This window comes from Campylobacter sp. RM9328, assembly GCF_012978615.1.
The window spans coordinates 1-25,685 of record NZ_LIWF01000005.1 but is presented as its reverse complement, the minus strand read 5'-3'; the positions used below and the strand labels follow the sequence as shown (position 1 = coordinate 25,685).

General features: G+C 34.8%; 22 protein-coding genes, 4 tRNA genes and 1 pseudogene. 11 read left to right on the top strand and 16 right to left on the bottom strand.

Annotated features, from left to right (window positions below; all coding sequences use genetic code 11):
* Positions 1 to 51: 51 nt before the first annotated feature.
* The 5 genes from CCAL9328_RS04480 to murA form a co-directional block, all read right to left on the bottom strand.
* Positions 52 to 603, bottom strand: a complete 552-nt coding sequence (locus CCAL9328_RS04480) for a UbiX family flavin prenyltransferase (RefSeq protein WP_170000108.1) — start codon at positions 601 to 603, stop codon at positions 52 to 54.
* Positions 600 to 1,406 (bottom strand): flagellar basal body P-ring formation chaperone FlgA, encoded by an 807-nt coding sequence (gene flgA, locus CCAL9328_RS04475; protein WP_169935877.1) that lies wholly within the window; start codon positions 1,404 to 1,406, stop codon positions 600 to 602. The genes CCAL9328_RS04480 and flgA overlap by 4 nt, the downstream gene beginning before the upstream one ends.
* A gap of 68 nt (positions 1,407 to 1,474) precedes the next feature.
* Positions 1,475 to 1,549 (bottom strand) — tRNA-Gly (locus tag CCAL9328_RS04470).
* A 43-nt stretch (positions 1,550 to 1,592) separates the two neighbouring features.
* The gene (locus CCAL9328_RS04465; protein WP_170000107.1) at positions 1,593 to 2,753 is read right to left on the bottom strand and encodes a molybdopterin molybdotransferase MoeA; all 1,161 of its coding nucleotides are present in this window, start codon (positions 2,751 to 2,753) and stop codon (positions 1,593 to 1,595) included.
* Between the two features lies 1 nt (position 2,754).
* Entirely contained in the window at positions 2,755 to 4,020 is a 1,266-nt protein-coding gene (gene murA, locus CCAL9328_RS04460; RefSeq protein ID WP_169936045.1) for a UDP-N-acetylglucosamine 1-carboxyvinyltransferase, read from the bottom strand.
* A gap of 141 nt (positions 4,021 to 4,161) precedes the next feature.
* Here murA and CCAL9328_RS04455 point away from each other — a divergent pair, with 141 nt between their 5' ends.
* The 4 genes and pseudogenes from CCAL9328_RS04455 (at position 4,162) to CCAL9328_RS04440 (ending at position 6,694) form a co-directional block, all read left to right on the top strand.
* Positions 4,162 to 4,848 carry an NlpC/P60 family protein gene (locus CCAL9328_RS04455; protein ID WP_169971710.1) on the top strand — a complete coding sequence of 229 codons (687 nt, stop codon included), beginning with the start codon at positions 4,162 to 4,164 and terminating at the stop codon, positions 4,846 to 4,848.
* Between the two features lie 10 nt (positions 4,849 to 4,858).
* The gene (locus tag CCAL9328_RS04450) at positions 4,859 to 5,383 is read left to right on the top strand and encodes a rhomboid family intramembrane serine protease (protein WP_169936043.1); all 525 of its coding nucleotides are present in this window, start codon (positions 4,859 to 4,861) and stop codon (positions 5,381 to 5,383) included.
* 8 nt (positions 5,384 to 5,391) lie between these two features.
* A pseudogene (locus tag CCAL9328_RS11270) lies at positions 5,392 to 6,329 on the top strand (ferritin-like domain-containing protein).
* Positions 6,218 to 6,694 (top strand): SixA phosphatase family protein, encoded by a 477-nt coding sequence (locus CCAL9328_RS04440; RefSeq protein ID WP_349304193.1) that lies wholly within the window; start codon positions 6,218 to 6,220, stop codon positions 6,692 to 6,694. Before CCAL9328_RS11270 ends, CCAL9328_RS04440 begins: the two are co-directional and overlap by 112 nt.
* 479 nt (positions 6,695 to 7,173) lie before the next feature.
* Here CCAL9328_RS04440 and CCAL9328_RS04435 read toward each other — a convergent pair whose 3' ends face one another.
* The 4 genes from CCAL9328_RS04435 to murI form a co-directional block, all read right to left on the bottom strand.
* Entirely contained in the window at positions 7,174 to 8,523 is a 1,350-nt protein-coding gene (locus CCAL9328_RS04435) for a TolC family protein (protein ID WP_170000105.1), read from the bottom strand.
* Position 8,524: 1 nt separating this feature from the next.
* Entirely contained in the window at positions 8,525 to 10,453 is a 1,929-nt protein-coding gene (locus tag CCAL9328_RS04430) for a MacB family efflux pump subunit (protein WP_170000104.1), read from the bottom strand.
* Positions 10,450 to 11,643, bottom strand: a complete 1,194-nt coding sequence (locus CCAL9328_RS04425) for an efflux RND transporter periplasmic adaptor subunit (protein WP_169935862.1) — start codon at positions 11,641 to 11,643, stop codon at positions 10,450 to 10,452. The genes CCAL9328_RS04430 and CCAL9328_RS04425 overlap by 4 nt, the downstream gene beginning before the upstream one ends.
* Positions 11,644 to 11,709: 66 nt before the next feature.
* Positions 11,710 to 12,510, bottom strand: coding sequence for a glutamate racemase (murI, locus tag CCAL9328_RS04420; protein WP_169935860.1), 801 nt, complete (start codon positions 12,508 to 12,510; stop codon positions 11,710 to 11,712).
* Between the two features lie 79 nt (positions 12,511 to 12,589).
* On the opposite strand from murI, the gene CCAL9328_RS04415 reads away from it, so the two are divergent.
* The 3 genes from CCAL9328_RS04415 to murG all read left to right on the top strand — a co-directional run bounded on the left by CCAL9328_RS04415 (position 12,590) and on the right by murG (position 15,916).
* The gene (locus tag CCAL9328_RS04415; protein ID WP_169935858.1) at positions 12,590 to 13,651 is read left to right on the top strand and encodes a tyrosine-type recombinase/integrase; all 1,062 of its coding nucleotides are present in this window, start codon (positions 12,590 to 12,592) and stop codon (positions 13,649 to 13,651) included.
* A gap of 73 nt (positions 13,652 to 13,724) precedes the next feature.
* Positions 13,725 to 14,885: a peptidoglycan glycosyltransferase FtsW gene (locus CCAL9328_RS04410; protein WP_169935856.1), complete on the top strand. Its 1,161-nt coding sequence runs from the start codon at positions 13,725 to 13,727 to the stop codon at positions 14,883 to 14,885.
* Positions 14,882 to 15,916 (top strand): undecaprenyldiphospho-muramoylpentapeptide beta-N-acetylglucosaminyltransferase, encoded by a 1,035-nt coding sequence (gene murG, locus CCAL9328_RS04405; protein ID WP_169971704.1) that lies wholly within the window; start codon positions 14,882 to 14,884, stop codon positions 15,914 to 15,916. Before CCAL9328_RS04410 ends, murG begins: the two co-directional genes overlap by 4 nt.
* Here the strand turns inward: murG and CCAL9328_RS04400 are convergent.
* The 4 genes from CCAL9328_RS04400 to CCAL9328_RS04385 form a co-directional block, all read right to left on the bottom strand.
* Positions 15,908 to 16,645, bottom strand: coding sequence for a hypothetical protein (locus CCAL9328_RS04400; RefSeq protein ID WP_169971703.1), 738 nt, complete (start codon positions 16,643 to 16,645; stop codon positions 15,908 to 15,910). The genes murG and CCAL9328_RS04400 overlap by 9 nt on opposite strands.
* A gap of 75 nt (positions 16,646 to 16,720) precedes the next feature.
* Positions 16,721 to 16,807: transfer RNA gene (locus CCAL9328_RS04395), tRNA-Leu, on the bottom strand.
* 90 nt (positions 16,808 to 16,897) lie between these two features.
* Positions 16,898 to 17,200, bottom strand: a complete 303-nt coding sequence (locus CCAL9328_RS04390) for an HU family DNA-binding protein (protein ID WP_169935850.1) — start codon at positions 17,198 to 17,200, stop codon at positions 16,898 to 16,900.
* 129 nt (positions 17,201 to 17,329) lie between these two features.
* Entirely contained in the window at positions 17,330 to 18,070 is a 741-nt protein-coding gene (locus CCAL9328_RS04385; protein WP_169971702.1) for a YaaA family protein, read from the bottom strand.
* 108 nt (positions 18,071 to 18,178) lie between these two features.
* Here CCAL9328_RS04385 and flgL point away from each other — a divergent pair, with 108 nt between their 5' ends.
* The 4 genes from flgL to CCAL9328_RS04365 all read left to right on the top strand — a co-directional run bounded on the left by flgL (position 18,179) and on the right by CCAL9328_RS04365 (position 22,963).
* On the top strand, positions 18,179 to 20,443 hold the full coding sequence (gene flgL, locus CCAL9328_RS04380) for a flagellar hook-associated protein FlgL (protein ID WP_170000103.1): 2,265 nt from the start codon (positions 18,179 to 18,181) through the stop codon (positions 20,441 to 20,443).
* Between the two features lie 143 nt (positions 20,444 to 20,586).
* Complete coding sequence (locus CCAL9328_RS04375) at positions 20,587 to 22,695, top strand: FtsK/SpoIIIE family DNA translocase (protein ID WP_169935844.1); 2,109 nt, start codon at positions 20,587 to 20,589, stop codon at positions 22,693 to 22,695.
* Between the two features lie 98 nt (positions 22,696 to 22,793).
* Positions 22,794 to 22,868, top strand: a tRNA-Gln gene (locus tag CCAL9328_RS04370).
* 20 nt (positions 22,869 to 22,888) lie between these two features.
* Positions 22,889 to 22,963, top strand: a tRNA-Met gene (locus tag CCAL9328_RS04365).
* A gap of 58 nt (positions 22,964 to 23,021) precedes the next feature.
* Here CCAL9328_RS04365 and CCAL9328_RS04360 read toward each other — a convergent pair.
* The 3 genes from CCAL9328_RS04360 to CCAL9328_RS04350 form a co-directional block, all read right to left on the bottom strand.
* Positions 23,022 to 23,897 (bottom strand): tyrosine-type recombinase/integrase, encoded by an 876-nt coding sequence (locus CCAL9328_RS04360; RefSeq protein ID WP_194239107.1) that lies wholly within the window; start codon positions 23,895 to 23,897, stop codon positions 23,022 to 23,024.
* Positions 23,881 to 25,104 carry a replication endonuclease gene (locus CCAL9328_RS04355; RefSeq protein WP_170000102.1) on the bottom strand — a complete coding sequence of 408 codons (1,224 nt, stop codon included), beginning with the start codon at positions 25,102 to 25,104 and terminating at the stop codon, positions 23,881 to 23,883. The genes CCAL9328_RS04360 and CCAL9328_RS04355 overlap by 17 nt, the downstream gene beginning before the upstream one ends.
* A 53-nt stretch (positions 25,105 to 25,157) precedes the next feature.
* The coding region (locus CCAL9328_RS04350) for a secretin GspD/PilQ domain-containing protein (protein WP_211436824.1) at positions 25,158 to 25,685 on the bottom strand (528 nt) is incomplete at its 5' end.

Genomic DNA, 25,685 nt, shown 5'->3' with positions numbered 1-25,685 from the left:
GCCTTTAAATTTTTATATTTTATACTTTTATTACTAAATTACGGCTTTTGGTTAGTTCCATCTTTTGTAAATTTCATTTTCTATATCAAGCAAATCAAGCCATTTGCCGATTATAAAATTTTCCATGTCTTTTAATGTCTTAACTCCTGAATAATATCCTAAGATAGGCGGAGCGATAACTGCTCCACAAAGTGATAGTTTAGACATATGCTCTAAGGATATGGTTGAAAAAGGCATCTCTCTAACCGCCAAAACAAGCCTTCTTCGCTCTTTTAGACTAACTGCAGCCGCTCTAGTTATCAAAGTATCGGCAAACCCGGCATGAATTTTAGCCAAAGTATTTATAGAGCAGGGCGCAACTATCATCGCATCTATCTTAAACGAGCCCGATGCAATAGCCGCACCTGTATCATCGTCATCGTAAAATTTAACACCCTTATCTTCAAATTTGCTTATTTCGATACCTTCTTCTAGCAGCAAAGTTTTTTTGGCCGCATGACTAATTACGGCATGGATTTTGGCATATTTTTTAGCTTCATTTATGAGCTTTAGCCCTAAATTTACACCACTGGCTCCGGTTATTGCTATGATTACGCTTTTCATTGGATCATCACCTGTTTTGACGAGGAGACAACTGCAGATAAAATTTTATTATCCCTTGTTCTAATCTTAATAATATCACCCAAATTTCCATTTTCAAGCGCTTTTACTTCGATTATGATGCTAACACCGCCTTCATTTAGCACCGCCTTGACACTGTCTCCTTTTTTTACTAAAGAAGCTGCTATAAAGTGTTTTGTCGAGAGAATTTCACCGGCTTTTATCTTTGTTCTGGTTATCAAAGTTGAGTTTGGAAACGACGAGATATAATCTTTTTGATATTTATTAAACTCAACATACCCACTTTGATAGTCAAGAAGGCCCAAGATATGTTTATGATCCATTGAGTTAAGAGCCAAAAATACAGGCATTTTAGCTTTAAAAGAGTATTGGAAAAATATGCTTTTTGAGGTAAGATCGGGTTGTTCAAACGAGGCTCTAAATGTTCCGCTTGAACGATCTTTTGAATTTATAAAGATATTTTCAAGACGAAAATCATTAAAATTTTCAGGCAATGTGCTTTGAGGTTTTATATCGACACTTTCTATCTTTATCCCTGAAAATTCATCACTAAGAGCGTGTAAAAACCTCATTAATACATTATCCATAAGTGTGCAATTTCTAACAAAGGATACGCTTCCTCCGCTTTTATCTTTATATGTTTTAAAATTTGCCGTTAAAATTTCGTGAAGTTCTTTTGTATCTATCTTTGCGGCTCTTTGTCCGTTTAAATTTAAAATTTCATTATCTTCGCCGTCAAACCCAAATGTATAAAGTGAAATTTCATCTTGATCGATACAATACATCGGATAAACACTGACTTCTTTTGCAAAACTTGTTAAAGAAAGTAAAAAAAATGTGGATATAAAAAAAATGGAGCGGGAAACGAGATTCGAACTCGCGACCCTAACCTTGGCAAGGTTATGCTCTACCCCTGAGCTATTCCCGCAACCAAATGAGAAAGCGCATTTTAGCAGATTTAATATCATTTGTCAAGAGATCCTTGTGATAAAAATGTCAGAATTTGCTAAAATTTCACTTTCGCTTGGATTTGAGATATAAATAGCGTTACTTTTTAAGAGTGGTTTTATCATTCCGGAGCCGTATCTGTTTTCGTTGGTAACATGAAACTCAAAATTATCAACGCTTCCTAACACGATATTTGCTCGTCCTGGTTTTATTTTTATATTTTCTTTTAGTGTTACTTTTTCAAATTTTAGTCTCTGCGATAAAAGCAACGGAAGTATAAATAAATTTGCGCAAAGATATGCTGCCATTGGGTTACCGGGCAAGACAAAAACCATTTTTCCGTCTTTTTTATATGCTTTAAATGGCGCTCCAGGACGCATATTTACCTTATTAAAAAGTTCATTAAAACCGATAGCTTCAAGGGCTTTTTTCATAAAGTCAGCCTCTCCCTTGCTTGCACCGCCAGAACAGATAATAACATCAAATTTATTGCTTTGATTTAAGGCAGTCACGGTCGCTTCAAAGCTATCTTTAATAATGCCAAGATAAGAGCTTTTAAAGCCATTTAGAGTGAGTATGGCGCCGATACCAACGGCATTTGCATTATAAATTTGATCATCGTCGGCATTTTGCCAAGGTTCTACTATCTCATCTCCACTTGAGTAAATTCCAATGCGCGGCAATGCAAAAACTTCAACAAAGCTAATACCTTGCGTAGCCAACATCATAACCACTCTTGCGTTTAGTTTTTCGCCTTTTTTAAGCAAAATTTCACCTATTTTTACCTCTTCGGCGGTAAATCTATAAGCGTCTCCTTTTTTTAAGTTCTTAGGAGCATGGATTAAATTTTTATCTACGATACACTCTTCAAGACGCATGACGGTATCAGCCCCAAGAGGCATTTTAGCTCCCGTCATTATCTTTATGCATTCGTTTTGATTTATCTTAGTAGTTCGCTTATCTCCTGCAAGAACGCTATCAATCAATACAAAAGGCTTGTCTTTATCTTCAAATTTTATAGCATAGCCGTCAAGCGCAGAGTTGTCAAAGCAGGGTAAATTTTTAACCGCCACGACATCTTTACTCAAAATTCTACCGCAAGCTTCATTTATAGGTAAAATTTCCAGCGAATAGGGCGGATTAAAATTTCTAAAAATCTCATCTATAGCTTCAAAAACTTCCATTTCATTCCTCTAGTCTTGTGATATTTGCACCAAGTTGTTTAAATTTAAGCTCTAAATTCTCATAACCCCTATCAAGATGATATATCCTATGAACTCTTGTTTCACCTTTTGCAACAAGAGCTGCCAAGATAAGCGCAGAGCTTGCTCTAAGATCAGTTGCCATAACATCGGCGGAATTTAGCTCACTGCCGCCATAAACACTTGCAATATGACCATTTAGTCTGATATCAGCGCCCATTCTAGCTAGCTCACTTACGTGCATAAAGCGATTTTCAAAGAGTCTTTCATCTATCACGCTAACGCCATTTGCAACAAGGGCTAATGCCATAAACTGCGCTTGCATATCAGTAGGAAATCCTGGATACTCAGTCGTTATGATCTCGCAAGGCTTGATCTCTTTAGCTGGACTTATCGTTATCTTATCATCATCTATCTCTATGCCAAAACCCATCTCTTCAAGCTTTGCTATAACGGCAAGCATGTGTTTTGCATTTACTTTAGTTACTGTTATCTTAGAATTTGTTATAGCACCTGCGCAAAGGTAAGTACCTGCTTCTATCCTATCAGGGATAACTTTTATGTCAGGTATCGTAAGTAATCTTTGACCGCTTCCTTCGATTACTAGCTCACTAGTTCCTATGCCTTCTATGTTTATGCCAGATGCCTTTAAAATTTCACACACTTGCACGACTTCAGGCTCTTTTGCCACGTTTAAAAGTCTTGTAGTTCCATGTGCTAAAGCTGCCGCCATGATGATGTTTTCGCTTCCGGTTACGGTTATCTTGTCAAAAACTATGCGAGCTCCATTTAGTCCATTTGGTGCACTAGCCACGATATAACCTTGTTTTATTTCGATATTTGCGCCCATTTTTTCAAGCGCACTAAGGTGAAGGTCTATAGGTCTTTGACCGATGGCACAACCTCCTGGCAAACTAACCTCACAATGTCCAAAACGGGATAATAAAGGACCAAGAGTTAAGATAGATGCTCTCATTTTTCTAACTATGTCATAGTTTGCCATGGTCGAATTTACACTACTTGTATTGACCTTAAGAGTATTTGGATCTTCAAATTCACAACTAGCGCCTAAATTTACAAGCAACTGTGCTAGAGTCTTAATATCTGCAACATTTGGAACATTTGTAAGTTTTAATTCATTTTTAGCAAGCAGTGTTAGTGCGATCAACGGGAGAGCTGCGTTTTTAGCACCACTTATAGCAACTTCGCCACTTAGTTTCGCTCCGCCTTGTATTTGCAAATAATGCATCATAATTTTACCTTAGAATTTAAATTTTTGCCTTGATTATAGTGATTTTTTGCTTATAAAACAAAATTAAATTTCCAAAAACCATCCATTTACTTTGCATAGGTAAAATACTTACTTTAAATTTAAGTGATTAGGAAATTTATGCTTAAGCGTTCCATAGTTTTAGCTACTTTGATCGTTCTTTTTACAGGTTGTGCTACTCTTAATCAAAACAAAAAACTACCCATAAACGAGGTCATAAAAACAGACGTCCCTCTCCAAAAAAAAGAAGAGCAAACATACTTGGAAGCGTATCTTGACAAAGACAAACAAGATACTCGAGAGCATAAAAATTTCGGGTCGTTTTTTAACAAATACCTAAACACAAAAATAGGCGGCGACTGCTCCGGTTTCATATCAGTGGTAAATAAAAAACACGAAAATATGTATTTTGATGAGAAAAGCATATCAAAATACTACGATAAGTCAGGCAGAAAGTCAAAGGCTATCTTTAACCTATATAGTAGCAAAAAGCAAATTTCATTTACCGAACCCAGGGTTGGGGATCTGATATTTTTTGCAAATACCCTAGGAAGAGCCGCAGGTAAAAATAAAGACAAAAGCAACATAACCCACATCGGTATAGTCACCGAAGTAGCAAAAGATGGAACGGTTAAATTTATACATAATTACAGCGGAAAAATAACACATAGTTATATGAATTTAAGACAAAAAAACACATATAAGATCGGGAAAAAAGAGATCAACAGCTATATGTTAAGATGTAAAAGCAACAAAACAAGCTGCCTTGCTTCAAATAGATTTGCCGGATATGGCATAGTAAGGTAGAGCAAATTTGATCGTTACTTACATATTAATATGTATAAATTGTCTTATCTATCTTTTTGTCGGACAAAATTTTAATACAATTTTTGGCCTAAACGCCGGTTTTGCTCAAAATTTTATATTTTCTTTTCAGCCGCTAACATCGATGTTCTTACATGGTTCGCTTTCGCATCTAATTATGAATATGGTTGTTTTGTTTCAATTTGGCTCTATTTTAGAGCGAAATTTGGGACATTTTAGATTTTTACTTATATATATTTTAGGTGGCATTGCAACTTCGTTTTTAACACTCATTTATGTGTATTATATGCTTTATTTTAATGCGCAAGTTGTCACTGTAGTTGGTGCAAGTGGCGCGATATGTGTTCTTTTGGGTGTTTTGTCGTTTTTGACAGACAAAGAGACGCGAAAAGGACTTGTTATAGCACTTTTGCTTATGAGTTTTGCTCCGTTATTTTTTGGAGTAAATATCGCTTGGTATGCGCATTTGCTTGGTTTTGCGATAGGATATATTTATGCTAAAATGTCATTTAAATAAGGAATGACATGAATTTTTTTGATGAACTTTTTGAGATTATAAACGAAAGCAACATAAGCACTAAATTTAATAAATTTCAGATATTTTACGATAAATTTAAAGCAAATGAGGATATAAATTTAAAAAGAAACTCACCCGCACAAGAACTTAAAACTCCTTGTTACGCAAGTCTTTGTGATGTCGTCAGCATGAAAGAATTTAATAAAAAGACAAAACCAAAAGATAAAAAGCTAGCCTTTATCCACTCTGTGGCCCATATAGAATTTAGCGCTATAGACATCGCTCTTGATGCATGTTATCGTTTTGATAATCTGCCAAGAACATACTTCTAGACTGGCTTGAAGTAGCACAAGACGAGATAAGACACTTTAATATGATAGAAAATTTACTTAAAGAGCAGGGCGCAAAATACGGTGACTTAAGTGTTCATGACGGACTTTTTATCGCCCTTTGCAAGACGCAAGAAAGCCTTGTTAAACGTATGGCGCTTTTGCCAAGATATATGGAGGCAAACGGACTTGACGCAAACGCTCATATCATACAAAAACTTCAAAAAGAGGGCGGAGATAAAGAGCTTATTGGGGCGTTAAATGTCATTTTGCAAGAGAAAATTTCTCATGTCAGTAAAGGTGATAAGTGGTTTAAATTTGCTTGCAAACAGCTAAATATAAATCCAAGCGAATACATAAATATCATACAAACTCTCTATCCAAATTCCTTTAAAACAAGTAGAGAGCTAAATGAAGCAGATAGACTAAAAGCCGGCTTTAGCAAAGAAGAACTTGAGATGATCAAAAAATTTACAAAAGTCTCAAAATGCATAAAATTTATTTTATCAGACACGCAAAAGCGCAAAAGGAAAATAAAGACACAAGCAAAGACTTTAGTAGAGAGCTTACTTCACGTGGCAAAGAAAATGCAAAATTTATGGCACAAAGGCTACTAAAACACAAAATCATACCAAATGCCATTTTTTCAAGCAGTGCAAAACGTTGCGAACAGACGGCAAAAATCATCTCTCAAAATATAAATTTCAAACACAAAATCATCCTCAAAGACGAACTTTATGATATAAGCACAGATAAACTTATAGAATTTGTGCAAAATTTAGACGAAGATATAAAAGATGTTTTCATCATACTTCATAATCCAAGCATAACTGAAATTTCAGAACTTCTAAGCGACTCTTTTATTGGTAACATTCCAACGAGTGGAATTTTTTGTGTTAAGATAAAAACAACTTTTAATCAAATAAAAGAGGGGAGCGCAAAAGCGCTTTTCTTTGACTACCCCAAAAAACACAAAAAATAACTTTTTTAATTTTTACTTTTATTTATATACATTTTTATACATTGCATAATTTTTGCAGCTTCGTGTGATTTTATATCTAAAAAATAAGTTTTTATCCATACAGAAAATAAAACATATTTATTTATGCATTTTTTTACAATAAATTTCATGGATAAATTTTTATATTACAAAAAGTAAAGTCAGATAAATCCCTAAAATAGGCACTTTAAAGTTAAAAAGGATAGATTAAAGAAAAATATAAATAATAATTTGAAAATTATAGTTTTCAATACAAAATATAAAATTTGTCTCGGTTTTACGTTTTGTTGTATTATATTGCATGAAATTTTATGTTTTTGATTTTGCTTTGAAATTTTGGCTTTATGATAACTTTTATGTATTGGAAATTTTTGCTACGCTAAATCAAAGCCAAGATGACTTGGCTTAATGAAAGTAATTTTATATATATTTAAAAATAAATAATTTTATGAGCTGTTGATTTATCTTTTGGTAAATTTGCCGGCCATAGCTTGATAAATTTCTATCTCGTCTTGCAGGAGATTGTATTTTCCGGATAGTAAATTTATATAAGCGTCTGTTTGATCATTTAGCGCTTCAAGGTAGTCTTTTAGCTCTGCTTTGCCGTATTGGTATTTGTTATTATAAATTTCACTGATTTTTTGTGTATTGCCAAACTGCTTTACATAGTTGTCAAACACTCGCGTATCTTTTTCGTATGACTTATAGCTAGTTGAAATTTCGTTTAAAGCCGTGTTTAGCGTGCTTAGATAGTTTAGTTTTGCGCTTTCAAAATTTGCTTCTGAAATTTTTAGGTTTGATTTAAGTTTTGAATAGTTTAAAAACGGTAAATTTAATGATACATTACCGCTTAGAAATTTCATAGAAAAACTATCTGAAAAATTCTCATCACTTCCTCTTAAACTAGCCCCTATCGTGATACTTGGATAAAAGTCTTTTTGACTGGCTTTTAAATTTAAAAGCCCCTCTTCTATCCTAAAAATCGCAGCTTGCAAATCAGGACGAGTTGAGATACTTTCAAGTGGTATTTCCAGATCAACTCCGATCGGGATAATGTCGCTTATTAAAATTTCATCTGTTTTTAGTTCAAAACCAGGTTTTACATTAAGTAAAATTTTAATATTTTTTTCGATAGTTAAAAGTTCATTTTGAGCATTTAGTAGCCTAGTTTTAGTGCTAATGACGTAATTTTGTAGTTTGGTCAAAGACAGTTCTTCTTCTTTTCCGCTTTGAAATTTTACCAAGACGATTTGCTGCAGTTTTTCATAATTATCCAGTAAAATTTTATAATACCTTATACTCTCGTTTAAGTATGCAATATTAAAGTAACCGTCTACTATGCCATTTATAACACTTAACTTACTGGCTTCAAGGTCAAAACGGGTAGCGCGTGCTTCCCATAAGGCAGCATCTCTTGCATTGGCTAGTTTTCTAAACAAATCGATCTCATAATTTAATGAAATTCCACTTGCATTTGTTCGCGTCCAAGACGAATTTGTAGATATATCGCGCGAACGCTCTGCTTCAACGCTTGCATTAAAAGTAGGTATAAGTTCGGCTTCTAAAACACCTGCTTGAGCCATGGCTTTGTTGATAGCAACGGCTGCTTTAGCAAGGTCGATATTGTTTTTTATGCCAAGCTCGATAAGCTCATTTAGATAGTTTTTGTTGTATTCTTGCCACCATTTTGTGTTTATACTTACATCTGCCCTATTTTCGTTTTGAAGTAAAATTTCGCTGAAATTTTCATTTACGTCCTTAACGGCACAACCGCTTAAAACTGCCACAAGTGCCAAGCTTAAAATTCTCATTTTACTCCCTTGAAAGTGCATCTATTGGATTTAGTTTTGACGCATTTTTGGCTGGCATATAGCCAAAAACCACTCCAATAACCATCGATGTTGTGATGGCAACTATTATTGATTCATTTGAAAATATCATCTTAAATCCGCTTAAAATGTTATTACAGATATAGCCTATACCATAAGCCGTAGCTACGCCGATCGCACCGCCGATGACACAGAGCAAGATGGCTTCTATAAGAAATTGCTGTAAGATATTGCCCTGTCTTGCACCTATCGCCATTTTTATACCGATCTCTTTTGTGCGCTCGGTAACTGATACGAGCATGATGTTCATGACACCTATACCACCAACTATAAGCGAGATCACTGCGATACTTGAGATAAGAATTCTCATGGTTGATATCGTGCTTTCGACGGTTTGTTTTACGCTATCTGAATTTCTAGTAAAAAAGTCCTTTTTACCATGCTTTATAGTTAGAAGTTCTGTTATGCTTTTTTCTGCAATTTGTGCATTTACGCTCTCTTTTACCCTGGCGGTTATAGAGTTTATATGCCTATCGCCTGTGATTTTGTTTATAACAGTCGTGTAAGGAGCATAAATCCTAAGCGCGCTAGCATCTCCGAATGTAAAATCATCCTTTTTTAACACACCGATGATCTTAAGTGGTTTTTTATTAAAAAGTATGGTTTGCCCGACTGGATTTTCGTGTGGGAAAAGACTATTTTTAGTATTTTGATCGATCACCACAACAGAAGCCGAATCTCTTACCTCCTCATCGTCATAAGTCCTACCCTGCTCTAATTTTAGTCCGTTTACGTCAAACGTCCCCGAGCCGCCACCTCTTAAACTAGCCGTAAGCGAGGTGTTTTGATATGTTATTGTTCCACTTGTGGAGGTATTTGGAGTGACTGACTCTAAGAACGATTGATTTGCAAGCATTTGCGCGTCGCTTATCACAAGAGTTTTAACGCGTCCTGAGTACATATCACCAAAACTTTGCCCAGGCATTATGTCGATAGTGTTTGTGCCTATCTTTCTTATGCCGGCTAAAATTTGCTCTTGCGAGCCCTTCCCTAGCGCTACCATACTTACTACCGCGGCTATACCGATGATGATACCAAGCATGGTTAAAAGCGAACGAAGCTTATGCGCAAGCATCGCACTTACAGACATTTTAAAGCTTTCGATAAGCTGATCTTTATAGTAGATAAATGAGCTTTTTTGTTGAGGTTTTGGTCTTTTTAGAGTATAAATTTCATCTTTTTTACTCTCGTCTTTTATGATATGACCATCTTTTATCTCTATGATGCGATTAGCGTATTTTGCTATTTTTGGATCGTGTGTGACGATGATTATAGTATGGCCTTGTTTGTGTAAATTTAACAAGATATCCATCACCATAAGACCACTTTTACTATCAAGCGCGCCCGTTGGCTCATCAGCTAGGATGATCTCTCCGCCGTTCATGAGCGCACGTGCTATGCTAACACGCTGTTGTTGCCCTCCAGATAGCTTGTTTGGCAAACTTAATGACTTATCATCAAGCTCAAGAGATGTTAAAATTTCATGCGCTCTGCTTTGTCTATCCTTTTTACTAACTCCGGCATAAACGCTTGGAAGCGCGACATTTTCAAGCGCATTCATGCTCGCTAAGAGGTTGTATCTTTGAAATATAAAGCCGAATTTATTGCGTCTTAAATTCGCAAGTTCATCTGAGTTAAATTTCGAGATGTTTTCATTTTCTAGCAGATACTCACCGTAGCTTGGACTATCAAGACAGCCTAAGATATTCATAAGTGTTGATTTACCAGATCCAGACTGACCGATGATGGCTATAAATTCGCCCTTTTTTATATTTAAATTTATGCCATGTAAAATCTCAATCTCACCATCGCCGACTTTGAATTTCTTTACGATATTTTTTAGTTCGATCACCTTGGACCTCTATTTGCCTTTGCGACCATTTGAGCGATCTCACTAGAACTACCTTGCGATGTTATGATCTCATCGCCCTCATCTATACCGCTTATTATTTGTGTCTCAAGGCTATCTCTTATGCCTGTTTTTACTTCTACTCTTACAACTTCTTGATCGCCTTTTAGGACATTTACATAGCTTTTGTCTTTTTCTTTTTTTATAGCAAGGCTTGGTATGACGATAGCATCATCTACTTTGGTTACCAAAAGAGTGTTTTGCGTAGTCATGCCGATACGAAGGATACCGTCAGTATTTTCAACTATGCTTTGCGCATAGTAGTAAACTGCCGAAGAGCTTGAAGAACTTGAGCTTGAGGAGGAGCTTGAGCTTGAGTAAGTTCCGTCACTAAGCCTTGTAAGACCGGGGTCTATCGAGCTAACAACTGTTTTAAATTTCATATTTGGCTCAGAAAGTATCGAGTACTCAACAGGGGTGCCGACTTTTATCTTTGTTATGTCGCCCTCTGCGATTTGCATTTTCATTTTTACCTTACTAAGGTCTGCGATATTAACAATGGTCGGCGTTGTTTGATTTGAGTTTACTGTTTGTCCCTGCTCTACTTGCACAGATACGATCACCCCATCATTTGGTGCTGTGATTTTAGTATAACCAAGGTTGATCTCGGCGGTATTTAGTTCGATTTTGGTTTGATTAATCTGTGCGTAAATTTCTCTTAAAGAGGCTTCATTTGTTGCATAAGTGTTTTTTGCATTTTCAAATTCTTGTTTTGAAGTAGCATTCTTTGCGTATAGTGTTTTTTCACGCTCAAACTGTGTTTTTGATATCTCAAGAGCTACTTTTGCACTAGCAAGTCTAGCCTCATAAATTTCAAGTTGAGCACGCTTGTCATTTACGTTATTTTGCTGCGTTGAGCTATCGATCTCGGCTATCATATCGCCCTTTTTTACCTTATCACCAAGCCCTACGTATAGCCTTTTTATCTGCCCACTAACCTGCGCGCCAACATCCACAAGTTCTGTGGCAAATATCTCACCAGTCGCTTCTACTTTGTTAGAAAAGCTTTTTTTAACAGCCTTTTGGGTGATAAATTCTATGCGCTCCTTTGGCTTAAAATACTCTGCATAGATGTAAAAACCGCCAACCACAACCACTGCTAAAAATGCTATAAATTTGAAAATTTTTTTCATAGTTTCACTTTAAATTTTAAAATACTCGGCAATTCTATTTAAAAAAAATAAATAAAAAATTAAATTTTACGCTATATCTATCATCTCATCAAGTCGCTTGAGATATCGCTTTAGTTTTGTGATCTCACTACCGGATGATACTTGTTTTGATGAGTAAAAAAACTCTACGCTTTGCTTGTTGTTTTCAATTAAATTTAAGCCCTCAAGCTCGGATATTAGCTTATTTACTGTGCCTTCGTTACCGTCAAGTATTTTTATATTGCTTGGCAAAATCCGCCTTAGAGTATCTTTAAAATAATTAAAATGCGTACATCCAAGCACAATAGAGGAGTAGTTTGTAAGATTAAATTTTAAAAGCTCGCTATTTAAATATTCCAAGACATCAATTGAGGCAAACTCTTCTTTTTCTGCAAATTCTACAAGCTTTGGAAGCGGTAAAACATCGACTAAATGGTTTGTATCAACGCGCCCGATAAGATCTTTTAGTTTTTTGCCAACCGCGGTTACGGGAGTTGCGATAAGTAAAACTCTAAGATCATTTTCATCAGGTATTTCTTGCTGTAAGTCAATAGCTTTTTTAACAGCAGGCTCCATGCCGATTATCGGTATGTTAAATTTTGCCCTAAGTTCGTTTATCGCTACGCTTGTTGCGGTATTACATGCGATAACGACAGCTTTTGCGCCTTGCTTTATTAAAAATTCCACGCTCTTTGTCGTGAAATTTAAAATCTCCTCCCTGCTTTTTAAGCCGTAAGGAACATTGTCTTTATCTGCATAATATAAAAATTCTTCGTTTTTTAAGCGTTTTAGCGCCAGATGAAGCACACTAAGCCCGCCAAGACCAGAGTCAAAAAAAGCTATTTTCATTACAAATTCCTTTTAAAGGCGTTATTATAACTCATTTTTGGATATAATTTTCAATTATTAAATTTATAAGGCTTATATATTGAAATACCCGCTTGATGCAAAAGATAGTTTTGAAAACTCTATGCTGTTTTGGCTCGTAAGATATGTCAAATTTAAATTAAGCTCTCTTTCTAATAAAGAACTAAGAGATCCAAAGGCTTTAGCTACCGTAAACTATAAGCTAAGCAGAGATATAAAAAGCATAGAAGAGCTTGACGGACTTGTTAAAATTTCAAGAAATGCAGGACTAACGGGCATAAACACCTACTTTAATCCACTTAAAAAAATTTATGAGACGCTTAAATTTTACGAGCTTTCGAGTTTAAAAGTGATAGATGAAGAGTTAATAAGCGAAGTTTTAGCCAGCGTTACTGGCGGACTAAGCGATGCGAGTAAGAAAAACTATAGAATTTCTGTTATAAATTTCTTTGCGTTTTTGGATAAACAAAACGAAGAAGACGGCAAGGCTCATGTTTTTGATATAAATTTAAAAAACTGGGGTGGTATAAGCGGAGTTAGAGGTCAAAAACTACCTGAATTTATGAGCGAAGAAGAGGTTAAGAAATTTCTAAATGCCATTGAAAATGCCGACTTTAAGGTAAACACAAATCGCAATAAGCTAATCATCAAAACAATAATCTTCACAGGAATTCGCGTAAGCGAGGCTTTAAATTTAAAGCGAAAAGATATAACGGAAGAAGGCGACCTTTATATCATAAGAATTAGAGGCAAAGGCAACAAATACCGTATCGTCATGATAAAAAGACACCTCATAGAAGCCCATATTGACGCGATCGCCATAAACTACATAAATAAAGAGGGGTATTTATTTATCAATAAAAAAGGCACAAGGCTAACTCAGGCATACGTAAGTCGCATAGTCGAGCAAATTTTATTTAGCGCCGGTATCCGTAAAGAAAAAAACGGCGCACATATGCTTCGTCACACATTTGCAACAATGCTTTACAAAAAGCAAAAAGACCTTGTTTTAGTGCAGGAAGCCTTGGGTCATGCAAGCCTAAATACTTCAAGAATTTACACTCACTTTGACAACGACAAGCTCAAACTTGCCGCGCAAGTTGCCGAAGAGCTAAATGGCTAGTATAAACGATCATTTATCGCTTTGTAAGTAGAGTTTCAATACAATAAAAGGCTATAAATTTTTGGAGTAGATCTTGGCTGTTGATAAGATTATTTTTTACCTTTGCGTGACACTGATTACGATTAGTATCACATTTTCACTATCCTTGCCTGTTTTTACGGTTTTACAGTTTGATTATAGTCAATATCACTTTTTTATTAGGCAACTTATAGTAGGTTGTATAGGTATTTTTTTGATGTGGGGACTTTCAAGACTTAATCCCGACAAAGCTCTTATCTGGATAGGTTTTGGGCTTTTTGGTTTTTGTATAATCACAATGGGTCTTATGCACATGCTACCCTCTTCAATGGTAACGGAGGCAGGTGGCGCGCGTAGATGGATAAGACTTCCCGGGTTTTCGCTAGCGCCGGTTGAGTTTTTTAAGATAGGTTTTGTTTATTTTCTAGCATGGAGTTTTGCCAGAAAGATAAATGAAAACAAAAAAAGCATAAAAGAGGAACTTAAACTTCTTTTACCTTACATCTGCGTCTTTCTGATAGTAGTTTATCTTATCGCCGTTCTTCAAAATGACCTTGGACAAGTTGTCGTGCTTGCATTAACACTTATCATGATGGCGCTTTTTGCAGGAACTAGCATGAAATTTTTTAGCATAGGTTTTTTAGGTGCAGCCTTGCTTGCTATCGTTGCCATTATCAGCTCTGAACACAGGATTTTACGCATAAAATCATGGTGGGGAACGATACAAGGCATGGTTTTATCGATACTACCTGAAAATATAGCTGAAATTTTAAGAGTGGATGATGCGCCGGAGCCTTATCAAATTTCACACTCGCTAAATGCTATAAAACATGGGGATTTCTTAGGAGAAGGACTTGGTGCCGGCGTTTTTAAGCTTGGCTTTTTAAGTGAAGTTCATACGGACTTTGTTTTAGCAGGCATAGCAGAAGAAGTCGGCGTCGTTGGAATTTTATGCATAGTTGCTATTATGCTTGCGTTACTTTATAGAATTTTTAGAATTTCAGCCAGAAGCGAAAATAAAGTTTATCACCTATTCTCGCTCGGTATCGGACTTATCATATCGTTTTCATTTCTTATGAATAGCTACGGCATAACTTCGATAACACCGATAAAAGGTATCGCTGTGCCGTTTTTAAGCTATGGTGGTAGTTCGATATTGGCCGTTTGTATAGGCATAGGTATGGTTTTAATGATAAGCAAAAAGGCGAAAATATGATAGTTATTAGTGGTGGCGGAACCGGAGGACATCTAGCTATTGTCAAAAGTTTATGCGAAGAACTTAACCTTCGCGATCAAAAGCCGATTTTTATCGGCTCAACAAGAGGTCAGGACAAGCTTTGGTTTGAAAATGATGAAAATTTTAGTGAAAGAATTTTCTTAGAAAGTAGTGGCGTAGTAAACAAAAGAGGCTTTGATAAAATTTTATCTCTATTAAACATCTTTAAGCTCTCACTAAAATGTTGTAAAATTTTAAAAAAACATAAGGCAAGAGCCGTTATTATTGTTGGTGGCTACTCTGCCGCACCTGCCGCATTTGCTGCTGTAATGTGCAAAATTCCACTTTTTATACACGAACAAAACGCAATTACAGGTAAGTTAAACAAACTTTTAAAACCATATGCAAAGGGATATTACAGCTCATATGATAAAATTTCTCCATGCAATTATCCAGTAGGCAGTAAATTTTTTGTTACGTCAAGGATTAGAAAAGAGCTAAAAACCGTGATATTTTTAGGCGGATCACAAGGAGCAAGAGCGATAAATGATCTTGCCGTAAATTTAGCTCCTAAGCTTAAAGAAAGCGGCATAAAGATCATTCATCAATGTGGCAAAAACGCACTTGTAAAACTTGAAGAAAGATATAGAAATTTAGGTATAAGTTTAGAAAATGATGTAGAAATTTTTGAATTTAGTAAAAATTTGGAACAAAAAATGTCGATCGCAGACCTAGCTATAAGCCGTGCAGGAGCTAGCTCACTTTGGGAACTTTGCGCAAATGCCTTGCCTGCGATATTTATCCCCTATCCTCATGCCGCTAAAAATCACCAATACTACAATGCTAAATTTTTATTTGAAAAAAATATAGCTAAAATTTGTTTACAAAACGACTCTGGTGTGGATACTGATAGTGTTTTAAAAATGATTAAAGAATTTGATATAAATCACAGCTCAAAAGCGCTACAAAGCATGATAAACCAAAACGGAGCCAAAGAGATAGTTGATAAAATTTTTAGCAAGTTAGGTTAGATGCTCGCCAACCGCGCTTGCTTTTATCTCTTGAAGCTCATAGCTTAGATAGTGATAGATAAGCTCTGTTTTTACAAGACTTTTGCTACTAAAGACTGGATTTATGATTTGCATTATACGGTCAGTTGCGTCTGCTATCTCTACAAGCAAAAGCTCATCTTTTCGTTTTTTGGCAACCGTTATAGCACTAGTTAGAAAACTAAATATGTTTTTAAACTCAACAAGAACTACATTTGAAGCTATTTTTGAGTCATAATTCAAAACTCGCTTCATCTGCTCTTTAAGCCCCGTTAAGTCCCTTAAAATCTCTTTTATCTCTTTTTCTTCTTGGTTATTAAAATTTATAAAATTAGCTTTCGCTTTTTTAACACTTTCTTTGTATTCTTCTATCAAAATAGCGATAATATCTGAAATTTTTTCCAAACTATTTTTGATATTTTTATTTGCCTCAAGGCTAACACCCTCTTTTGCGGCTCTTTCCTTTAAGACATCGTTCATTCTGCGTAAATGCAGACTTATCTCTTCGTAGTAGTCATTTGTATTAAAAAGATTATTAAAAAAATCACTCTCATTGTTTTTGCTATAAAATTTAGTTTTAAGCATATCAACATTTTTATTAAACTCAAAAACATCAACACAAGGAATAATTTCTTTGTCAAAATCCCTATCTAAAAGCGCAAATTCTTTTTTTATATTTTCTATCTCATTTTTTATAGTGGTATAATTCATATTATTCTCTTTTATTTTTTGATATTCTACTATAAATTTGATATGTTTTGAAGTTTTTGTATAAAATATATATAATGGTGCCCGAGGTCGGACTCGAACCGACACAAGGTTGCCCTTACCAGATTTTGAGTCTGGCGCGTCTACCAGTTTCACCACTCGGGCTAAAAATTAGAAATGTGATTGTATCAAATATATCTAAAAGTGAGCTAAATTTAAAGCCCTTTGTATAAAAGGGCTTTTGGGTTAAGAAAATTATTTCTTTTTAGATTTTTTTGCTGCGGCTGCGGCAACTGCTTCTTTAAGTTTTTTGCCAACTTTAAATTTAACAGCTTTGCTAGCAGGAACGTCGATAACTTGTTTTGTTCCAGGAACTCTTGCTTTTCTAGCAGCTCTTTCAGTTGTATCAAAAGTACCAAAACCAATAAAGCTAACAGAATCACCTTTCTCAAGAGCAGCAGCTATGGTCTCTAAAGCAGCGTCAACAACTTTAAGAGAATCTTTTTTTGAAAGACCGGCCTTATCGGCAACAGCTTGAATAAATTCAGCTTTTTTCATAAATCGTCCTTATATAAGAATTGTAATGCGCTAATTCTACAATGTTTTTATAAAAAAAACAATAGCTTTTTGCCTATTTTAGCTATCTTTTTCAATATTTTGGTAAAAATTCAACTAAATTAGGCGCTTTTAGCACATTATCTCGAAACAAACCTCGTTTTTTAGCCCTATCTTCTTGATCTCAACTAACTTTAGTCCATCAAAATTTACATCCATAAGCTCTTTTTTGCTATTAATATTATCTTTTGCGATTTGATTTAAAATTTTGCCTCGATATGCTTTTGCGTGATGGCTTACTATTTTCCCATTTTTTATAAATTTAAAGCTTGTGTGCTCTTTTTTTACTTGATAAAATTTCTCATAATACCCTGCACGAAGATCCAAAATATCATTATCTTGTAAAAATTCATCAAGACTTTTGCTAAAATGTTCATTATAAAATTTTTCAATATTCACACCGTTAATCTTCTCACCCTGCTTCAATTTGTATTCAAAAATTTTATCTCCGGCAAGAATGGGTCCAAATAAATTTGAAAATATAACCACATTTTTATCTATATAATTTTGTGAATTTTGACTTAAATCTCGGTAATTTAAGTGCTTATAAGCAACACCGTCATAGCGCAAAACCGCTTTTATTAAACCTTTTGTAAAAACATCCTGCCTTAAACTCTTATCATCGATTAAATTTTTTATCCCAAAAAGTTTTGAAATTTTATCTATACTGGAAGTTTTTATAAATTCATTATATATGTTTAGAATTTCTAGTCTTTTTTCATACAAATCTAAAAATACAAGACTGCTTTTGTCCAATCTTTCGTCGTTGTTAAACGCGCTTTTACTCTCACTTGGAGAAAATAAAATTTTCATACTTACTCCTTTAAAGGTCTAATTATAGTGTAAATAATTTTACTTTTTATCCGATATTACAAAAAGCGGAACTATTTTTGCTTTATCTGCCAATAAAGAGGAATTAAAATGAGAATAACAAATCAATGGCGTTACAACCAAACATTATATGACTATCAAAGAAATATGGCCGGAGTTCAAAAAAACTACTTGCAACTTTCAAACGGCATTAAGATAAATCAAGCATACGACGATGCTAGTTTATATAACGACGGAATGAGGCTTGATTATGAAGTAGAAACCTTCAGCCAAGTCATAGAAGCTACATCAAAGTCTGTAAATTTCGCCAAAAATACAGATAAATCACTGCAAGAATTTGAAAAGCAACTTGAAAATTTTAAAACAAAGATGATACAAGCAGCTAGCGACGTGCATAGTTCTACATCACTGGAAGCTCTTGCAAATGAGCTTGTCGGTATAAAAGACCATCTTGTAAATATCGCAAACACTTCCGTGAACGGTCAGTTTTTATTCTCAGGTTCAGCCGTTGATACCAAGCCTATAGATGGTTCAGGCAAGTATCAAGGAAACGGCGAAAGCATGAAAACTTCAGCAGGAGCGCAGATAGAGCTGGCTTATAACATTCCAGGGAAGCAAGTATTTTTAGGTTCAGATAACGACTATAATAAAATTTTAACCACAAATGTAAGCTTGATAGACAACACCAAAGACTATTCAAATGGAACTGAATTAAAATACCTAAACGAACAATCAACCATAAAACAAATGGTTGGACTAAACTATGTAAATAACAAAAATACCATAAATTCAGATTATGATTTTACCGATAAAGACATTGACTTCCCTGGCACATACTTTTTCTTACAAGGAACGAAACCGGACGGAACAAGCTTTACTAGTAAATTTAAAGTAACAGGCGACACGACGCTTGAAGGCTTAATGGATAAGATCGGTTATGAGTTTGGCAATACCAAAGGCTCAAAAGTCGTTGACGTAAGTATAAACAATGACGGTCAATTTAATATAAAAGATCTAACAAAAGGCTCTCAAGTCCTAGACTTTCACATGGTAGCCGCTACTGTTAAAGTTGACAACAAAGCTGATCTTGCTACGGCGATCGCTGATGAAACAGCAGGAAATTCTCCTCTTGAAGCAGTTGACACATTATCAGCCCTACAGACTTTAGCAGACAATGGCGATGTGCATATAACAAATTTTATAAAAAACAACTTTAAAGATAAAGCTTCAAACAAAGTTGACTCTTTTGATTACGATAATGTAATGTTTGAAAAAAGCAATAATCAGCTTATAGGCAATATCTCTCAGGTTAATAGAAAAACAGGAGAAGTAGCTACAGACTCCACTCGCTTAAGTCAAACGGCTGCAGCCCAGCAGCTTTATCCAAATTCACAAGATAGATATAATATCGATAACCAAAAACTAGCCATAGAAGTCAAATCAAAAACAGGTATAAAATACACCATCGAATTAAGACTGGGCACTCAAGATCCGTCTACGCCGGTCTTATTTACCATACAAGCAACCGACGCTAATGGCAACAATGCCTTCCCCACAGGAACGCCTGCCACAAGATCTCTAGCCGTGTATAATGCGGACGAATTTGGCGAGTATAGAACACAGACAAACGACTTTACATATAGACAACTAATGGATATAGTAGCAATGGCGGCGAGTGACAATATACCAAGTCCGCCTCATGTGGAAAATGCCACAACCACAACAGAACAAAGAAGACAAAACTATGAAGCATACAAAGATGCTATAGAAAAATCACACGGCTCAGTAGAAGTAAATTTAGATGACAAAGGCAGAATAACACTAACCGACAAAACTCAAAGCGTAACAAATATCGAGCTTAGCATACAAGACGCAAGCGAAAGCGGTAAATTTTATGGTGATAGCACAGGCAATACCGCAGCAACAAAACAAGGCAATGGCTCTGTGTTTAGCTTTATGGAAAATAACGCGGTTACGATAGACGAGCCCGGTATTGATATGTTTGCCGACCTTGATAGCATGATAGAGGCTGTTAGGCAGGGGTATTACCGTGCCAGCGATGAAAACGGCGATCCAAGAAACACAGGCATGCAAGGTGCACTGCAAAGACTTGATCACTTAATGGATCACGTAAATAAAGAGATAACCAAGATTGGATCTCAAACAAATTTAATAACAACAACGAAAGAACGAGCCGAACTTATGAAAGTAAATGTTCAAACGGTAAAATCAGACATAATGGATGCTGACTACGCCGAAGCCTATCTTGCATTTACTCAAAAATCCCTAGCCTACCAAGCGATGCTTCAGGCTACTTCTAAAATCAACCAGCTAAGTCTTTTAAACTACATGTAAAAGCGGGCAGGCACGCTCGCTTTTAAAATTTTTAAACTCCACTGTGTTATAATAAGTCTTTTTATTAAAAAGGATTAAAAATTTTACACCAATCAATCTTAACAATAATCATTTGTATTTTACTATTTTTTGGCATTGCAACCATGGCTCCGACAGCTGATTTTGTGGGTTCTGTCGGTGAGTTGCTTGGAAATTTAAATTTTAAGCTATTTGGACTTATTGCTTATGTTTATCCGTTTTTGCTGATTATCTTAAGCTATTTGTTTTATAAAAAACACAATAAATTTGATAGCGAATTAGCCCAAAGTCTGCTTGGATTTTTTTTATTTTTTATTGCAATCTTAATGCTTCAATCGATCACAACATCTATCGCAAACAGCGGAGAGGTCGGAAATTTCATCAACGATGCTCTAAGGGACATTATCGGTACATTTGGCACATGTATAGTGATACTTATGATGTTTGTTATCTCTGTCGGACTTATCTTTAGAGATAATATTATAGTTGTGCTAAGGCGAGCTTTTGTAGACCCTACGGTAAATTTAAAATTTAAAAATCAAGAACAAAAAACAAGTCAAAAACAAACTATAGAACGCAAAAAACTAAAAGAAATTTCAAATACTAAAGACGATATCAAAACATATGTGGACGAGCAAGTTATAGAACAAATAGAAATTTCAAACACAGATGAAGCCGATACACAAATAAATTTAGAACCTGACATAAACAGCGAACTTGATGAGCCAAGCATCAATAGAAAGTTAAAAATTCAAGGCGTTGAAATTTTAAATGAAGTTGTAGAAAATAAAAAATTACTCGAGGAGATAGAAAAAGGTAAAATCGAAAAACCTAAAAACTTCGAGCTTCCATCGCTTAAATTTCTAAAAGATCCACCAAAAAGATCAACTCACATAAACGAAGCAGAAATTGATCAAAAAATTTCAGACTTGCTTGATAAACTTCGTAAATTTAAGATAGACGGCGATGTGGTTCGTACATACACAGGACCGATCGTTACAACATTTGAATTTCGCCCTGCCCCACATATAAAAGTCAGTAAAATTTTAACACTTCAAGACGATCTTGCTATGGCTTTACGTGCTCAAACCATACGTATCCAAGCACCAATTCCAGGCAAAGACGTAGTTGGCATAGAGGTGCCAAACACAAACACCGAAACCATCTACCTAAAAGAAATTTTAGATAGCGAAATCTTTAAAAACGCCAAAAGCCCACTAACAATGGCACTTGGCAAAGACATAGTCGGAGCACCTTTTATAACAGACCTTAAAAAACTCCCGCACCTTCTCATCGCAGGAACAACCGGAAGTGGCAAGAGTGTGGGCATAAACGCCATGCTGCTAAGCTTGCTATACCGCAACAGCCCGCAAACCCTTCGTCTCATGATGATAGACCCAAAAATGCTGGAGTTTAGCATTTATAACGACATACCGCATCTTTTAACACCTGTTATCACTCAGGCCAAACAAGCCATAACGGCTCTATCAAATATGGTCGCTGAAATGGAGCGACGTTATACTATCATGAGCCACACACGCACAAAAAATATCGAAAGCTACAACGAAAAGATGAAAGCAGAAGGTGGCGAGCAATTCCCATACATCGTAGTTATCATTGATGAGTTGGCTGACCTTATGATGACTAGTGGCAAGGACGTGGAGCTATATATCGGGCGTCTGGCACAGATGGCAAGAGCAAGCGGTATACATCTAATAGTCGCCACGCAACGCCCAAGTGTGGACGTAGTAACCGGTCTAATAAAAGCTAACCTACCAAGCCGTATCAGCTACCGTGTCGGACAGCGCATAGACAGCAAAGTCATACTTGATCAAATGGGAGCAGAAAGCTTGCTAGGACGTGGTGATATGCTATTTACCCCTCCCGGAAGTCCTGGTATAATACGCCTACATGCGCCATTTGCAAGTGAAAAAGAGATAGAAAGCATTGTTGAGTTTTTAAAATCACAACAAGAAGTAGTTTATGATGAGAGATTTTTAGCTGAAGCTGGAAGCAGTGGAGAAAATAGCGAAGCTACGCTAAATGCCGGAGAGCTTGATCCACTTTATGAAGAGGCAAAAGCCATTATACTAAGTGAGCAAAAAACATCCATAAGCTATCTACAAAGGCGTCTAAGCATAGGGTATAATCGCTCGGCAAATATCCTAGAGCAACTGGAAAAAATGGGCGTCTTAAGCCCACTTAATGCAAAAGGACAAAGAGAAATTTTATAGATATTTGAGAGAATTTTAATATTTTTTGCAAAATTTTTTAAAATTCCCTTGACAAAGAAATAAAAAAAATGTATAATTCAATTTCTTTTTTAAAGCGTTGGGGTATCGCCAAGCGGTAAGGCAACTGGTTTTGGTCCAGTCATTCAGAGGTTCGAATCCTCTTACCCCATCCACCCCCTTAATATCCAAATGACGCAGAGTAGAGCAGTGGTAGCTCGTCGGGCTCATAACCCGAAGGTCAGCGGTTCAAATCCGCTCTCTGCAACCAATACCCTAAAAATCGACATTTCAAAGCACTTTTTTAAAACTTAATTTTTTCTTACTTTTTAATTAACTGATTTTATTAAATTTTCAATAGTTTCTTTAGATTTTTTAATATTACTAGTAATATATTTTTGAGTAGTAATTATATTTGTATGCCCCAGAGTAAAAGATACTTGCTCAATAGGAAGCTTTAAATAATTTATTGAATAAGTTCCAATTAAATGACGTATATCATGAAGCCTGATTTTAGGCAAATTATTGCGTTTTAGTAAAGAATTCCAAGAACGACGTAAATCGACAAATTTATTATGAGTGTTAGAATTTTCAAATATATAACCGTTTAGCCTATTATCTTTTTTAGCTTGTATATAATGTTTCAATAATCTTAAGTATAACTCATCGCTCATAGTATAAATCATATTTCTTTTAGCTTTATTAATTTTATATGGAATTATATAAGTTCTATTTTTTAAATTTATATCACTAAATTTAAGACTTAACACTTCATTTTTGCGCCTACCATGAAGCAAGAAAAAAAATATATCGGCATTTACTCCCCTATTCTCAACTATTGCTTTAATAATAGCCTTTTGTGTTTTAGTAGAATAATCAAAATATCTTTTATTATCAAACCTTGGAAGCTCGATAAACTCACAAGGATTTTTAATTACAAGATCGAGTTTTAGGGCAAATTTAAAAATTACTCGCAACTTTGCTACAATATTTTTCACAGTTTTTACTTTATATCCATTTTTTAAAAGCACATTGCAAAACTCTTGGATATCAAGAAATGTTATTGCATCTACAAATTTTAAACCTAGGCCGTTTTTAAAATGCTTATTGTATGTTGCTATATCGCTTCTAAGAGTAGTTTTACTTAAAATAAGCTCGTAAAATAAAATATACTTTTCGAAAAGCTCATTAAGAAGGATTGACATTTAAGCCCCTTTTAATAAAATCATTGGCAGTCAAATTATTTAAATCATGAGGAGTATTAATGTGGGTAAAACAATTTAAATCACGTTCAAGTAAGATATTTTCTACATATCCCAAATGCTGTAAATTTATGTTTTCTAGGTCTAAATTGTGATAATAATTAACTAATTCAAAATTAGACATGCGATTTATAGGAATACGATTTAAGCATTTAATATTTTTGTTATCGGAGCCGAAAAGCTCATCAATATAATTTAAAAGCTGTAATTCTTTAAAACGTTTAGAGATGTTTTTATCATTCATTTTATAGGGAGTATTATTGCAAACTTTAGGTATTTTTATTTTTTGCCATAACTCGCCGAATTCGTCAAAAATTTGAACTGGTTTTTTTGTTTCAGGATCTATAATTACTGTAATTAAGCCTTTATTGTAGTTTTTTGTAAGAGATATCAAACCAATTCTTCCGTTTAGTTTTCTATAAATTTCAAGACTTACAAAAGTTTTAGACATAGTAAAACGTCTAATATGATGTTTTAAATACCAAAACGTAATATCTGTCAAATTCTCCAATTCAGGGTTTTGTCGCAAATCATCAAGAGTTTTAAAAATATATTTCATAATATAAGCCGTTGGATTATTAATGTTTGTTTCAACTTTACTATGAGTATCTAAAAATCTACTTTTAATAGCGCTAACACAATCATTTAAATATTCTTCGGGAACAAAAACAAGCAAATTCAAATGACAAGTTCCGTCTAAATGTGGCTCCTTTGTGGATATATAACATCTTTGTTTGGGAGGTATATTTCTAAAATGCTTTGAATTCATAATGCTTCTAACTAAAAATTGGAGCTTATTTGATCCAGACTTTACACTGTGCTTATCATCATTGATATATTTTTTATTGTAAACTAGCTTACTTCTACCGCTTTTTAAAGTAATCATTTTTTGACGATGATACTCGCTAGGCAAAGTTAAAACAGCAAATATAGGCTTTAATCCTTCTTTTTCTGCGTAATCATTTAAGCTAGAGACACGATTGTTTAGTTCTGCAATATATCTATTTGAATTATGCCAACTAGAAAAATAAAAATGAGAATAGGGAATATTTTTGCCATTGATATATAAAAAATTATTATCAAGGTATCTTTTTTGATTTTCTAGTTTGTTTTTTAAAAAGACTTTATCAGCTTCAGTAATTCCATACACAATCTATCCTTTAAGTTACACACTTATATTATATATAGCCAAGAGCACAACGCTCATTCCCCGCTACGCGGGTCCCCTTTGGCGTTGCGCGTTGCGCTCAAAAAATAATCCTCTAGCCTTTTATTTAACTCTTTTTCATCGGGCAACATTGTAATAAAAATACTAAAACTAAAATCATTGGTTTTTGTGCTACTATAGGACGTTAAATCGCCTAAAATAGGTATATTCTCTATAAACGGAATAGTTTTATTTGAAGTTATTGTTTCTTTGCTATTTATACCACCGATAAGAAAAGAATTAGTGTCAGTAAGATATACATTAGTTTTTAGATGTCTACTACTAATTCTTGGAGTGTCTGTGTCATCTAGTAAATTCTCAATATACAAATCAAGCGTAAAGCTTACACTATCGTTTGTGATTAATACATTTGTAATATTAAGCTTCAATCCTACATCTTGATAATCTACTTGATTTGTTGTCAATGTCTGATTATTTTGAATTTCAATAGAAGATTTTTTAATGGGTGTTTTTATAACGCTTTCTATAACACTATCTTTATTATCTATAAGGGTAACTCTTGG

Coding starts and splice junctions, on each gene's coding strand:
- flgL (WP_170000103.1), top strand. CDS start 18,179: ATGAGAATAACAAATCAATGGCGTTACAACCAAACATTATATGACTAT.
- CCAL9328_RS04455 (WP_169971710.1), top strand. CDS start 4,162: ATGCTTAAGCGTTCCATAGTTTTAGCTACTTTGATCGTTCTTTTTACA.
- CCAL9328_RS04375 (WP_169935844.1), top strand. CDS start 20,587: ATGGCTCCGACAGCTGATTTTGTGGGTTCTGTCGGTGAGTTGCTTGGA.
- flgA (WP_169935877.1), bottom strand. CDS start 1,406: ATGTATTGTATCGATCAAGATGAAATTTCACTTTATACATTTGGGTTT.
- CCAL9328_RS04400 (WP_169971703.1), bottom strand. CDS start 16,645: ATGAATTATACCACTATAAAAAATGAGATAGAAAATATAAAAAAAGAA.
- CCAL9328_RS04480 (WP_170000108.1), bottom strand. CDS start 603: ATGAAAAGCGTAATCATAGCAATAACCGGAGCCAGTGGTGTAAATTTA.
- CCAL9328_RS04465 (WP_170000107.1), bottom strand. CDS start 2,753: ATGGAAGTTTTTGAAGCTATAGATGAGATTTTTAGAAATTTTAATCCG.
- CCAL9328_RS04425 (WP_169935862.1), bottom strand. CDS start 11,643: ATGAAAAAAATTTTCAAATTTATAGCATTTTTAGCAGTGGTTGTGGTT.
- murI (WP_169935860.1), bottom strand. CDS start 12,510: ATGAAAATAGCTTTTTTTGACTCTGGTCTTGGCGGGCTTAGTGTGCTT.
- CCAL9328_RS04435 (WP_170000105.1), bottom strand. CDS start 8,523: ATGAGAATTTTAAGCTTGGCACTTGTGGCAGTTTTAAGCGGTTGTGCC.
- murG (WP_169971704.1), top strand. CDS start 14,882: ATGATAGTTATTAGTGGTGGCGGAACCGGAGGACATCTAGCTATTGTC.
- CCAL9328_RS04390 (WP_169935850.1), bottom strand. CDS start 17,200: ATGAAAAAAGCTGAATTTATTCAAGCTGTTGCCGATAAGGCCGGTCTT.
- CCAL9328_RS04385 (WP_169971702.1), bottom strand. CDS start 18,070: ATGAAAATTTTATTTTCTCCAAGTGAGAGTAAAAGCGCGTTTAACAAC.
- CCAL9328_RS04360 (WP_194239107.1), bottom strand. CDS start 23,897: ATGTCAATCCTTCTTAATGAGCTTTTCGAAAAGTATATTTTATTTTAC.
- murA (WP_169936045.1), bottom strand. CDS start 4,020: ATGCATTATTTGCAAATACAAGGCGGAGCGAAACTAAGTGGCGAAGTT.